Below are 12,520 nucleotides of genomic sequence, written 5' to 3' on the forward strand. Positions count from 1 at the left end.
GGGGACACCTCCTACCCCTCGCCCCGCTCGGCCACCGGCGGCGGCGGGACATCGCCGTCGCCCGGCGCGGCGTCGCGCGCGGCGCGGCCCAGCCCGCGGCCGAAGAAGAGCGACTCCCGCTCGGGCGCGGCGAGCTCGCCGGCCTTGCGGAGCGTGGCGCGCAGCGCCTGCGGACCGACGAGCTCGCCGAAGACGGCGGCGGCCGCCGCGGCGACGAGGACGGTGTGCCCGACCGGGCCCGGAAAACGCAGCGCGAAGGCGAGCCCGACGCTCATGGCGACGGCGCCCGACGAGAGCAGCCCGAGGCCGAGCCAGGGCGAGGTGTCGCGCGCGTCCGGCGACGCGACCCGGAAGACGAGGCCCGTCGCGAGCTTGCCGAGCACCCGCGCCGCCAGCGCGATCGCCACGATCCAGGGCAGGAACGGCGCCGCCTTCGGGTTCACCTGCGCGCCCGCGAGCAGGAGCGCCGGCAGGATGACCGGCCGCTCGGTCGGCGCGATCATCGCGACGATCTCCTCGCGGTGCCGGGAGAGCGCGGCGATGGTCACGCCCATCGCGAACGTCGCGAAGAGCGGCGACAGGCCGACCCGCGCGCTCGTGCCCATCGTGAGCAGCGACGTGCCGAGCAGCACGCCCCAGCTCTGGATCAGGCGGAAATCGCTGCCGAGGAGCACGACCGCGATGAGCCCGAGCACCACGCCGATGAGCGCCGTGACGATCGTCCACCCCCAGAACGGGAGCGGCCAGTGGCCCGTCGCCTGCGGGACGAGCGCGAAGGCGCCGCCCATCATGAGCAGCGGCCCGAGGTCGTCGCAGTCGGCGATGTCGGCGATGAGGTCCGAGAGCTTGCCGCTCGCGCTGTAGCGCTGCGTGACCCAGAGCACGGCGTGCCGCGTCGTCTCGGCCGAGACGGCGCCCACGCCCGCCGCGAGCAGCACCCGGTCGCCGCTCTCCAGCGACGGCGCGCCGCGCGCCGCCGCGAACCACACCGCTGCGGCCACCGCCGAGCCGGTGAGCAGGCTCATCAGCACGCCGAGCGCCATCCGCGACGGGCGGACGCGGCGGTTGCCGACGAAGCCGAAATCGAGGCCGACCACGACCGCGAGCCAGCCGAGCGCGACGCCCGCCACGGGCTCGAACGCGGCGAGCGACGAGGGCTCGAGCAGCCCGAGCGCCGAGGGCCCGAGCACGAAGCCGAGCACCACGTACTCGGCGCCCGAGGGGAGGCCGATGCCCCGCAGCACGCGGCCGCTGACGAGCGAGCTGCCGAGGTACGACAGCACGAGCAGCCCCATCAGGAGCCAGATGGCGTTCACGAGGCCGCGCCCCGATCCAGCGGCGCGCGGCGCGGCGCGCCGCCGGAGGTCGCCGGCGCGCGCCCGAGCGGGATGCCGGCGGCGACGAGCGCCTGCGCCACGGCGGCGAGCCAGCGGCTGCGCACGTCGTCGCCGTCGCACGCCATCGTGGCCCGGAAGTGCGCGCCCCCCTCGTCGATCGCGACGAGCGCGGCGCGGGCGCGGCTGCCGAGGCTCGATCCGGTCTTGAGGAGCAGCTCCCGCACTCGGTCGAGATCGGCGGAGGGGTCGACGCTGATCTCGACGGCCACGAGCGGGGGGCGGCCGCGGACGCGCGTCGGGTGGAACAGGCTGAGCAGGTGGGGCACGCGCACGACGCACCCGTCCTCGTCCTCGAGGCGCGCCTCGAGCAGCGTCAGCTCGCGGACCCGCCCGGACCGGCCGCCCACGTCGGCGACGTCGCCGACGCGCAGGCGCCGCCCGTAGATGACCGAGAGGCCGACGGCCGCCGAGGCGATGAGCGGCGTGCTGGCGAGCCCGGCCGACGCGAGCACCACGAAGCCGACCCGCGTGAGCGCCCCCTCGTCGGTGCCGGTGATGAGCGGCGCCGCGAGCAGCAGCGCGGCCACGAGGATGCCGAAGCGGACGAGGACCCCGGTCGCGACCGCGAGCTCCGAGGGGAGCCACCCGAGCGACGTCTCGCCCCGGCTGACGCTCCCGAAGAACAGCCCCACGAAGCGGATGAGGACGATGACCGCGAGCGTCGCGAGGATCGCGAGCACGAGCACCGGGACGCTCCGCGCGATGCGCCCCATGAGCTCCGACATCGGCGCGAGCACGAAGCCGGTGAGCTTCTGGCTGTAGTTGCGCGTGGACTCGAACAGGGAGAGCGCGAAGAGGATCCAGATGTAGGCGATGCCCAGCCGGACGAGGATGCCGGCGGCGCCGAGCGCGACGGAGAGCGCGCCCTGGGACGCGGCGGGCCGGAGCATCTCGATGCCGCGGACGTGCAGCGCCGGGAGCCGCTCCGGGTGCTCGGCGACCCAGGCGCGCGCCCGCTCGACGAGCTCGCCGACCTTGCGGAGCAGGAGCAGCGCGATCAGCCCCGAGAAGACGAGCAGCGAGAAGGAGAACACGCTCGTGGCGAGGCGGCTCCGGCTGTGCTCCTTGGCGAGGACGTCGCGCACCGTGGCGGCGATCGCGGCGGCGTGGACGGAGACGGTGGTGGTGCCCGCCGCGACGGCGTCCTCGGGCCCGATGTGGATGAGCGGGCTCTCGCCGACGTAGATCACCGCGACGCCCGCCTGCTCGTCGACGCGGACCTCGGGGATCTGCTTCTCCTGGGCGGCGCGCTCCAGCACCTTCGCCGCCTCGCGGGCGCGCGCCGGGGGGGAGAGGCTGCCGCGGTGCACGCGGATGGCGAACACCGTGCGGCCGAGCAGCTCGACGCGCGCCTCGGGCTGCTCGACCGCCGGCGGCGGCTGGGGGTCGGGCGGGCGCGGCTCGGCCTGTTCGGCGGCCGGCTGCGGCGGCGCGGGCGCCAGCACGACCTGCGCGGCCGCCGACCGGGGCGGCGCGGGCGACGGCGCGACGTGCACGATCGGCGGCTGCACGGGCGCCGGCGGCTGGGCTGCGGGCTGCGCCGGCGGCGTCGCGGAGGCCTGCGCGGGCGGCGGATCGGCCGCGGGCGGCGGATCCGCCGCGGGCTGCGCCGGCGCGGCGGCGAGCTGCGCGGCGGAGGGCGGCGCCGAGGTGGCCTGCACGGGCGCGGGCTGCGCCGGCGGCGCGGACGCGGCCGGAGCGGCCGGCGCCGACGCGGGCGGCGCGACCGGCGGGGCCGAAGCCGGCGCAGGCGCGAGCTGCGCCGGCGGCGCGGACGCGGCCGGAGCGGCCGGCGCCGCCGTGGCCCGCGCCGAGCGCGGCGCGGCCGAGGCGGAGGGCGGCGCGGAGGTGGCCGGTGCGGGCGGCGGCGGCGCGGGCGCGCCCTGAGAAGGCGGCGCGGGCGCGCCCTGCGGCGGCGCGGGCGCAGGCTGCGCGAGGTGCGCGGGCGCAGGCTGCGCGAGCGCGCCCTGCGCCGCGTCGGCGAACGCTGGGCCGGCGAGAGAGACGAGGCCGGCGAGCGCGGCCAGAAGCGCGGGGAACAGCCGCTGCACGCCGGCACTTTCGACCGGAGGCGGTGCGCCGGTCAAGGCAGGACAGCGCCGAGGCCGCTCGCGGGAACCCACGGGCGCCCGCGCCAGCGCGGCGGTCGAGGCTGCAGGCCGCTCCGACGATCGCCCCGTCCGCGCCCGCCCGATGACGGTTCGCCTTGCCGCCGACGCGGGGCGCTGGCAGGGCGCCCGCGTGGCAAGGACCAAGAAATCCGTGGCCCCGTCGCTGCTCGTCGGCGACATCGGAGGCACGAACACCCGGCTCGCGCTCTACGACGCCTCCGGCGAGAGGCCGCTCTCCGAGGCGGTCTTCCGCAGCCGCGAGCACGCGAGCTTCGAGGAGATCGCCCTCCCGTTCCTCGTCCGCAGCGACGCGCCCCACCCCGCCGTCGCGGTGCTCGGCGTCGCCGGCCCCATCAAGGACCACGTCGCCACCATCACGAACCTGCCCTGGCGCCTCGCGGAGCGCGAGCTGTCGCGCCGGCTCAAGATCGCGCGCGTCGTGCTCGCGAACGACCTGGTGGTCGGCGCCCGGGGCTGCCTGCACATCCCCCGCTCCTCGATCGCGCCGCTCACCGAGCGCCGCCCGCGGCCGAAGGAGAGCAACATGGCCGTCATCGCCGCCGGCACCGGCCTCGGCGAGGCCCGGCTCGTCTGGGACGGCGCCCGCCACCTGACGCTCCCGACCGAGGGCGGCCACACCGACTTCGCCCCGCGCTCCGCCGTCGAGGTCGAGCTGTGGCAGTTCCTCGCCGAGCGCCACCCGGATCACGTGAGCTACGAGCGGGTCCTCTCGGGCGACGGGCTCGGCGCCCTCTTCGATTTCTTCGCCGCCCGCGCCGCCCGCGTGCCCCGCGCGATCGAGCGCCGCCTCGCCGAGGGCGACCGCAACGCGGCGATCTCCGAGCTCGGGCTCGCGCGCGCGTTCCGGCCCGCCGCGCGCGCGGTCGACCTGTTCGTCGAGATCTACGGCGCCGAGGCGGGCAACCTCGCCCTGCGCGAGCTCGCGCTCGGCGGGGTCTTCGTCCTCGGCAACATCGCGAGGAACCTCGTCACCGCGCGGCGCGAGCTGTTCATGAAGTCCTTCGTGAAGAAGGGCCGCCTCACGCCGCTCCTCGAGGGGGTGCCCGTCGCCGTGGTCACCGACCCCCTCGTCGGCGTCCGCGGCGCGCTCGCCCTCGCGAGGGAGCTCGCCGCGCGCGGCGACGACGACGACGACGCGCCCCGGCGCCGCGCGCCGTCCCGCAGGTCCTGAGCGCGGCGGGGGGGCGCGCCTCACCGCGCCCCGCGCGCGCGACGTCGCCTCAGCGCGCGCCCGCGTCCGCCGCCCCGCCCGCGCCCCGGTGGTGGCCCAATCTGCCCCGGAGCGATCCCCATGAAGGCGGGAAGGCAAGAAGATCATTGATCTTTTCTTCCCCCCTTCCCGCCTTCATGTTCAAATCCGGTCACCACCCGCGCCGCCGGGCGCCGGGATCTCGAAGACGAAGCGCGCGCCGCCGCGCGCCCCGGCCTCGACCCAGATCGAGCCCCCGTGCAGCGCGACGATCCGCCGCGCGATGTACAGGCCGAGGCCGGCCCGGCCCGCGCGGCCGCCCCGCCGCTGGAAGCGCTCGAACACCGCGGCGCGCTCCTCGGGCGCGATGCCGGGCCCCCCGTCCTCGACCGAGCAGCGCACGCGCGCGCCCTGCGCCTCGAGCGCGATGAGGACCTCGGCCCCCCGCGGCGAGTGCCGGATCGCGTTCTCGACGAGGTTCAGGACGACCTGGTAGAGCCGCCGGGCGTCGCCGTCCACGACCGCGGCGCCCGCGGCCGCGCGGCGGAGCTGCACCCCCGCGTCGGCCGCGATGAGGGCCACCGTGTCGACCACCTCGGCGACCACGTCGCCCAGGGAGAACCGCTGCGGCTCGATCCGCAGCTCCCCCGCGTCGGCGAGCGCGGCGTCGAGGATGTCCGAGATGAGCGACGTCATCCGGTCGACGTTGCGGAGCAGCCGCCCCGCGATCGTCGCGCGCTGCGCCGCCGTCGGAGGGGTCTCGGCGTGCTCGATGAGCGAGCCCTGGAGCCGGATGGCGTGCAGCGAGGCCTTCAGGTCGTGCGACACGATCGACAGGAGCTCGTCGCGGTGGCGCCCGAGCTCCTCGAGCCCGGCGCGCGCCGCCTCGAGCTCGGCGCCCTTCGTCGCGAGCTCGCGGGCGATGTCCGCGAGCGCGGTCGTCAGCGTGATGGCAGCCTCCTTGATCCGGACCGCCTCGTCCAGCGCGGGAGCCCGCCCGAGCAGGATGCGCGATCCGTCCGCGGCCGGGACCACGAGGAAGCTCACCGGCTCCTGCCCCTCACCCTCGCGGCACACCTGGAGCTCCCACGCGGCGGGCGCCTCGTGGGCCAGCGCGGCCGCGAGCTTCTCGCGGCTCTCCTCGTGGAACAGCGACGCGACGTCCCTGCCCGGCGCGGCGCCGCCGAGCCGCCGCTCCACCGCCGCGCTGGCGTGGGAGATCTCGCCGCGCTGCACCACGAGCAGGAGGTCGTCCTCGCTCGCGAGGAGGGCGCCGAGGAGCGCCGCGGCGTCCGGCTGCGTCACCGCCATGCCCGCGCGACCTCCACCGCCCGCGAGGCCGTCGCCGCGATCGCATCGGCCCCGAGCAGCCGAACCGCGTCGGGCAGCGCCGCGACGGCGCGGCCGCCGACGAGGATCTTCACGCCGGGCATGTCCTCGCGCGCGTTCTCGATGAGCGCGCGCGCCGCCGGCAGGTGCTCGCAGAGGGTGATCGACACGGCGAAGAGCTTCACCTCGCTCCGCCGGAGATCCTCGAGCCCGCGCGCGAGCGAGATCCCCCCGCTCGCGAACGTCGTCTGCCAGCCGTCGAGGGCGAGGAGATCGGCGACCATGCGCGCGCCGAACGCGTGGCGCTCGGGCTCGACGTAGCCGACCACCGCCCGCGGCCCCCCCGCCGGCCACCGGATCAGCGGGTAGATGGAGGCGACGGCGGTCTGCGCGACCGCCGTGGCGAGGTGCTCGTCCGCGACGCTGATCCGGTTCTCGTACCAGCGGCTCCCGACCTCCTCCATGGCCGGCACGACGATGCGCTCGTAGATGTAGCCGAGCCCGTTGCCGATCGCGGCGTGCAGCACGCTCCGCGCGGCGATGTAGTTGCCCGTCAGGATCGCGGCGGTGAACAGGCGCGCCTCGGCGTCGTCGCCCTCGGCGATCCGCGGCTCTCGGCTTGCAGCTCCTCCCTCGCCCGACGGCATCTGCGCGCGTGTCGTGGCTTCTGGCGCAAGGAGCGATGGCGTCAAGCCTCGCGCCGCGCGGAATCGCCGCGGCCGCGCGCCAGCGCGTGTCGAGCTGCTGGCGCGCGGCCGCTGGCGCGGCGCGCGCGAGAGGACGCGGCCGCGCGCTCGCTACCCGGCCTGCGCCGCCGCCGCGTCGAGCAGCCAGACGAGCCGCCCGGCGCCGCCGCGCACGGCGCGCGCCGGCACCTCGTCGGCCGGACCCGTCCGCTTCGCCTGCGCCACGACCGCGCGCTTGCTCGCCCCGCCGGCGAGCAAGAGCTTCACCCGCGCCTCCCGGATCACCGGGGCCGTCAGCGTGAGCCGCGCCTCCAGCCCCTTGCCCGGCTGCGCCGGGATCGCGGCGACCAGGCGATCCTCGATGCCCACCGCCCCCGTCCCGGGGAAGAGCGACGCCGTGTGCGCGTCGTCGCCGATCCCCAGCGTCATCAGGTCGAACGCCACCGCCGACGCGACCCCGAAGCGCGCGCGCAGGAGCGCCTCGTAGCGCGCGGCGGCCCCGCCGAGATCGGCCGCCTCCCCCTCCATGCGGAAGAAGCGGCCCTCCGGGACGCGCGCCGCCGCGAGATCTCGGCGCGCGGCGCCGTAGTTCGAGCGGGGGTGGTCGGGCGCGACCGCGCGCTCGTCCACCCAGAACCACTCGGTCTGCGCCCACGGGAGCGACAGCGCCGCGAGCCGCTGGTACGAAGGAGACGGCGTGCCCCCGCCCGACAGCGCGATCCGCGCGACGCCGCGCGCCTCGATCGCCGCGGCGATCGCGCGCGCCATGAGCTCCGCCCCGAGGATCGCGAGCTCCGCCGCGTCCGCCGCGACGAGCGTCTCTTCACCACCGTTCATCTCGGTCCTCCTCCCGGCCTCGTCAGAGCGCGCTCCACGCGGCGGCGGCGAGCACCGCCTCGCGCAGCAGGCGATCGCCCTCCAGCGAGTCGATCGTCTTCGTCAGCACCCACGTCTCGTCCCGGTAGCCGAGCGGGTGCAGGTGGTCGGCCGACCGCGCCCCCTCCATCGTCCACCGCGCCGTCGCGGGCGCCTTGTCGAGCCGCACGCACCCGAGCGCGAGCGGCTCGCCGCGCAGCGACGTGAAGAGGCGCACGCCGTCGATCCGGCGCTGCGCCTGCTCCCCGGCCGGCGGCCCGTCCACAAGCGCGATCTCGATCGGCGCGCCGTCCGCCGCGCGGGCGCGGCCCACGACGCCGGCGCCGGCGGGCTGCGCCGGCCCCCGCGACTCGAACGTCCAGCCGAGCCGCGACCCCATCCACCCGAGGAGCAGCGCCGCCGGATCCGGCTTCGCCCCCGCGCTGCGCGCGATCTCCACCCGCCGGATCGCGCGCGACGCCTCGGGCATGTCGTCGAAGAACCGCGCCACGAGCTCGCGGAACGAGAACGTCCGCACGAACGCCCGATCCGCCAGCGGCGCCTTCGTCCCGCGCGCCACCTCCGCGATCCGCTCGATGCACGTCTCGGCCGAGTCGAACACCAGCCGATCGCAGATCGGCGCGAGCGCGTCGCCGAGCACGTTCGGCGCGCCCGGCGCGAGCTCGACGATCACCGCCACGTCGGAGATCGTCAGCGCGCTCACCACCGACGCGACGCGCTCGGCGGCGGCCACCCCGAACGTGAGCTCCACGCGGTCGTAGCAGATCGGCACCTCCCCGGCGCGGCGGCACGTGGCCGACCAGTCGGCCTGCACGCTCAGCGGATCGAGCCGGTCGTCGAGCGTGATGAGCAGCGTCCGGCCCGCGTGCGTCTCGGCGAGCTCCTCGGCCTGCTCCTTCAGGCGCTCGACCTCGGCGCGGCTGCCCACCGCGACGAAGTTCATCGTCGACGCGCGCGTCTTCGGGGCCGGCTCCGGCCGCGACTCGTCGGGCGACGACCAGAACTCGGCGAGCTCCGACTCGACCCGCTTGATCACCTCGGCGATGCGCCCGGCGCTCACGGCCGCCTCCAGGCCCGCTCCGGCGGCTTCCGCTCGCCGCACGCCCCGCGGGCGCCCTCGGACGGCTGGACCAGGGCGTCGGCCTCCGGCGGGCCCCACGTGCCCGCGGCGTAGCGCGCGATGGGCGCGTTCTGCGTCCGCCACCCCTCGAAGATCGGATCGACGAAGCCCCACTGCGCCTCGACCTCGTCGGCGCGCGTGAACAGCGTGGCGTCGCCGCGCAGCGCGTCGAGCAGGAGCCGCTCGTACGCCTCGGGCGTGCTCGAGCCGAACGCGGCGCCGTAGCGGAAGTCCATGGTCACGCCGCGGATCGCGATGCCGCTGCCCGGGATCTTCGCCGCGAACCGGAGCGAGATGCCCTCGTCGGGCTGGAGGCGCATCACGAGCGCGTTCGGCTCCTCGGTGGCGCCGGGGGCGCCCTTGAACAGGCCGTGCGGCAGCGGCTTGAAGTGCAGCACCACCTCGGCCACCCGCTTCGCCAGCCGCTTGCCGGCGCGCAGGTAGAACGGCACCCCGCCCCAGCGCCAGCTGTCGAGGTGGAGCTTCATCGCGACGTAGGTCTCGGTCATCGAGTCCTTCGCCACGTCGGGCTCCTCGGTGTAGCCGGGCACCTTCTCGCCGCGCACGATGCCGGCGGCGTACTGGCCGCGCACGGTCGACGAAAGCGCGTCAGGCCCCTCGATCGGCCGGAGCGTCCGCAGCACCTTCACCTTCTCGTCGCGCACCGCGTCGGCGTCCCACGACGACGGCGGCTCCATCGCGACGAGCGTGAGCAGCTGGAGCGCGTGGTTCTGCACGATGTCCCGGGTGATGCCGACCTTCTCGTAGAACTTGCCGCGGCCCTCGACGCCGATCTCCTCGGCCACGGTGATCTGCACGTGGTCGACGTGCTGGCGCGACCAGAGCGGCTCGAAGATCGTGTTGCCGAACCGGAGGACGAGGAGGTTCTGGACCGTCTCCTTCCCGAGGTAGTGGTCGATCCGGTAGATCTGCGACTCGGCGAGGTGGGCGAGCAGATCGCGGTTGAGGGCGCGGGCGCTCTCCAGGTCCTCGCCGAACGGCTTCTCGACGACGACGTGCTGGAACGGCGCGTCCTTCTCGTGCGACGGCGGCGCGACGAGGTTCGCCGCGCGCAGGCCGCGCACGATGGGCGCGAACTGGTCGGGCGCGACGGCCAGGTAGAAGACCCGGTTTTTGCGGGTGCCGCGCTCGGCGTCGAGCCGCTCGAGCTCCGCGGCGAGCCGGGCGTACGTCTCGGCCTCGTCGAACGACCCCTGGACGTAGCTGATGCCCTTCTCGAGCTCGCTCCAGGACGCCTCCTCCAGGGGGCGCCGCGAGTACTTCCCGACCGCCTCGCGCATCTCCTGGGCGAAATCCGGTTTCGGACGCCGCGCCACGCCGACCACGGCGAAGCCGCCGGTCAGCAGGCGGCTGAGCGCCAGGTTGTAGACCGCGGGCAGCAGCTTGCGACGGGTCAGGTCGCCCGAGGCGCCAAAGATCACGAGCGCTGCCGGCGAGGCGGTTCGCTCCTCGGGCATTCCTTCGCGAAGCGGGTTCTTCTCGGCTTGGGTCATGGTGGATGAGCTCCGATCGGCGACGACGGGCACGATGCCCGCGCGCCTCCGCGGCGTAGGGTAGCTCCGATCGCGCCGGCGGAAGGCGGAACGACGCGCGGCCGCCACCGCGTCGACGGCTTCGCGCGGGCGTGCGGGCCGAGCGCGGGCGTGCGGGCCGAGCGCGCGGCGTGCTGGCCGAGCGCGCGGCATGCTGGCCGAGCGCGCGGCATGCTGGCCGAGCGCGCGGCATGCTGGCCGAGCGCGCGACGGCGCCGAGCGTGTCCGCCGGCTCGCGGCGCCCTTCCATCCGATCGCGACCGGTACTAGGCTCCCCCGCGCGATGGCCGCGCCGGTGCTCCCGCGAATCCGCGTCCCCCACCCTCACGTGCGGTGCGATAGCCAGGTGCTCGCCGGCAGCCCGCACGTCGCCGGCTCGCGCGTCCCGGTGCGGCGGCTCTGGGCGTGGCACCGCGGCGGCGCGTCGGTCGAGACGCTGCTCAAGCGGTACCCGAACCTCGGGCCCGCGCGCGTGCTCGACGCGCTCGCGTTCGCCTACGACAACCAAGAGCTCATCGAGGCCGACATCGCCCGGGAGCAGGCGCTCTTCGAGAAGAAGGGCGGGCCCACGGTCGGCGCGCGCCCGCTCGCGCAGCTCGACCTCCCCTTCGACGAAGGCGACGAGTGATCACGGCGCGGCGCGCCGCTCCGCCGCACATCCCCGCTCGGCGCGCTCAGCTTGTTTCTTTACAGCCATCGTGACTTAGGGCAATAGGGCGCTCTATCTCTGCTGGGGCCCGGAGTGCGGGGCTGCTCGGCGTTGCGAGCGACGGCCGCGCGGGATCGCGGCTGTCCTGGCTTTCAAGGTCGCGGTCGTTGGTGTAGGGTCCGCGCCCCATGGGGTACCCGTCGAGGTGCCGGAGGGTTTCTGAGATGAGCGTCAATCGATGGAAGTTGGTTGCGATGCCCGTTGCCCTGCTCGGGCTGGCTTCGCCTCTCCTCGTGAACTGTGGCGGCAAGGGGATCCCCGGCGCAGACAGCCTGCCCGGGCCCGCTGGTGACCTGGCGTCCGCCGCGGGCGGATGCGAGGAGCTGAAGAACGGCGGCATCGCCAACCTCAAGTTCGAGGGCGGCGCCGATGTCGAGGGCAAGATCAAGGGCTTCCTCGAGGCCGCTGCCTCCCTCGACAAGCTCACGGCGGACCTGGAGGCGGACCTCATCGCCTCGTGCGGCAAGCTCGGCAAGGATCTCGGCATGAGCGAAGCGGAGCTCAAGGCCGAGCCGAGCGGCGGCAAGGGCGCCGAGAAGGTCTGCAACGCGGTCTCCGCCAAGGTGAACGCCGCCGTCAAGGCGAACGCCGAGGCGAAGCTCGCGGTCCAGATCGAGCCCCCGAAGTGCTACGCCGACATCGAGGCCATGCAGAAGTGCCTCGGCGACTGCGGCTCGCCGGTGCAGCCCGGCAAGCTCGAGGCGAGCTGCGAGGGCGGCGAGATCAGCGGCAAGTGCGACGCCGAGTGCAAGGGCAAGTGCACCGTCGACGCCGGCGCGGCGTGCTCCGGCACCTGCAACGCGAGCTGCTCGGGCAAGTGCGAAGCCGGGTTCAAGGGCACCTGCGGCGGCAAGTGCGACGGCAAGTGCGACGGCAAGGACTCGAAGGGCGCGGCGTGCGCGGGCACCTGCGAGGGCAAGTGCGACGCCAAGGCCGAGGGCAGCTGCACCGGCACCTGCGACGGCTCCTGCTCGGGCTCCTGCGAGATCAAGGGCTCGGCCAAGTGCTCGGGCTCCTGCTCGGGCGGCTGCAGCGCGGAGATCAAGGAGCCGAAGTGCTCGGGCGAGTTCAAGCCCCCGAGCGTCGACCCGAGCTGCCAGGTGCAGTGCACCGCGAAGACCGCCGGCGAGGCGAAGTGCGACGCGCCGAACGTCCGCATCGTGGCGAACGGCAAGGTGAACGCCGACGCGCAGAAGCTCATCGCGGCGCTCCGCGCGTCGCTCCCGGCGATCGCCAAGGTCCAGCTCGGGACCGGCAAGAAGCTGGCGGCGGCCGTGTCCGGCGTCGGCAAGGCGGGCGTCGAGGTCAAGGACGCGGCGCTCAAGGCCGGCGGCAAGGCGGTCGCCTGCGTCGCGGCCGCGGTGGACGCGTCGGCCAGCGCGACGGCCTCGATCGACGTCAACATCAAGGCCAGCGCCAGCGTCAGCGGCTCGGCCAGCGGCTCGGCCAGCGGCGGGACCTGATCCCCGGAACGGCTTGAGTCCGGACGCGGCGGCGGTCACCCCCTCCCGGGGGTGCCGCCGCCGTCG

The 12,520-nt window shown here is 75.4% G+C and carries 10 protein-coding genes; 3 read left to right on the forward strand and 7 right to left on the reverse strand.

Going from position 1 to position 12,520, the window contains the following annotated elements:
* Positions 1-11: 11 nt before the first annotated feature.
* Complete coding sequence (locus WME98_RS51435) at positions 12-1,316, reverse strand: cation:proton antiporter (protein ID WP_437948912.1); 1,305 nt, start codon at positions 1,314-1,316, stop codon at positions 12-14.
* Positions 1,313-3,448, reverse strand: coding sequence for a mechanosensitive ion channel domain-containing protein (locus WME98_RS51440; RefSeq protein ID WP_437948913.1), 2,136 nt, complete (start codon positions 3,446-3,448; stop codon positions 1,313-1,315). Before WME98_RS51440 ends, WME98_RS51435 begins: the two co-directional genes overlap by 4 nt.
* Positions 3,449-3,590: 142 nt before the next feature.
* Here WME98_RS51440 and WME98_RS51445 point away from each other — a divergent pair, with 142 nt between their 5' ends.
* Positions 3,591-4,700 (forward strand): glucokinase, encoded by a 1,110-nt coding sequence (locus tag WME98_RS51445; protein WP_437948914.1) that lies wholly within the window; start codon positions 3,591-3,593, stop codon positions 4,698-4,700.
* A gap of 180 nt (positions 4,701-4,880) precedes the next feature.
* Here WME98_RS51445 and WME98_RS51450 read toward each other — a convergent pair whose 3' ends face one another.
* The 5 genes from WME98_RS51450 to zwf all read right to left on the reverse strand — a co-directional run bounded on the left by WME98_RS51450 (position 4,881) and on the right by zwf (position 10,243).
* On the reverse strand, positions 4,881-6,029 hold the full coding sequence (locus tag WME98_RS51450; RefSeq protein ID WP_437948915.1) for a sensor histidine kinase: 1,149 nt from the start codon (positions 6,027-6,029) through the stop codon (positions 4,881-4,883).
* Entirely contained in the window at positions 6,020-6,694 is a 675-nt protein-coding gene (locus WME98_RS51455) for a cobalamin B12-binding domain-containing protein (protein WP_437948916.1), read from the reverse strand. Before WME98_RS51455 ends, WME98_RS51450 begins: the two co-directional genes overlap by 10 nt.
* A 150-nt stretch (positions 6,695-6,844) precedes the next feature.
* Positions 6,845-7,570, reverse strand: coding sequence for a 6-phosphogluconolactonase (pgl, locus tag WME98_RS51460; RefSeq protein ID WP_437948917.1), 726 nt, complete (start codon positions 7,568-7,570; stop codon positions 6,845-6,847).
* A 22-nt stretch (positions 7,571-7,592) separates the two neighbouring features.
* Entirely contained in the window at positions 7,593-8,669 is a 1,077-nt protein-coding gene (locus tag WME98_RS51465) for a glucose-6-phosphate dehydrogenase assembly protein OpcA (RefSeq protein WP_437322373.1), read from the reverse strand.
* Complete coding sequence (gene zwf / locus WME98_RS51470; RefSeq protein ID WP_437948918.1) at positions 8,666-10,243, reverse strand: glucose-6-phosphate dehydrogenase; 1,578 nt, start codon at positions 10,241-10,243, stop codon at positions 8,666-8,668. Before zwf ends, WME98_RS51465 begins: the two co-directional genes overlap by 4 nt.
* 334 nt (positions 10,244-10,577) lie before the next feature.
* On the opposite strand from zwf, the gene WME98_RS51475 reads away from it, so the two are divergent.
* Complete coding sequence (locus WME98_RS51475; RefSeq protein ID WP_437948919.1) at positions 10,578-10,910, forward strand: DUF433 domain-containing protein; 333 nt, start codon at positions 10,578-10,580, stop codon at positions 10,908-10,910.
* 275 nt (positions 10,911-11,185) lie between these two features.
* On the forward strand, positions 11,186-12,454 hold the full coding sequence (locus WME98_RS51480) for a hypothetical protein (RefSeq protein WP_437948920.1): 1,269 nt from the start codon (positions 11,186-11,188) through the stop codon (positions 12,452-12,454).
* Positions 12,455-12,520: the final 66 nt, after the last annotated feature.

The organism is Sorangium sp. So ce296 (assembly GCF_051529605.1).
Lineage (GTDB): Bacteria > Myxococcota_A > Polyangia > Polyangiales > Polyangiaceae > Sorangium > Sorangium cellulosum_D.

Bases quoted from the DNA above. Each gene is read 5' to 3' on its own strand.
- WME98_RS51480 (WP_437948920.1), top strand. From the start codon at position 11,186: ATGCCCGTTGCCCTGCTCGGGCTGGCTTCGCCTCTCCTCGTGAACTGT.
- WME98_RS51450 (WP_437948915.1), bottom strand. From the start codon at position 6,029: ATGGCGGTGACGCAGCCGGACGCCGCGGCGCTCCTCGGCGCCCTCCTC.
- zwf (WP_437948918.1), bottom strand. From the start codon at position 10,243: ATGACCCAAGCCGAGAAGAACCCGCTTCGCGAAGGAATGCCCGAGGAG.
- WME98_RS51455 (WP_437948916.1), bottom strand. From the start codon at position 6,694: ATGCCGTCGGGCGAGGGAGGAGCTGCAAGCCGAGAGCCGCGGATCGCC.
- pgl (WP_437948917.1), bottom strand. From the start codon at position 7,570: ATGAACGGTGGTGAAGAGACGCTCGTCGCGGCGGACGCGGCGGAGCTC.
- WME98_RS51445 (WP_437948914.1), top strand. From the start codon at position 3,591: ATGACGGTTCGCCTTGCCGCCGACGCGGGGCGCTGGCAGGGCGCCCGC.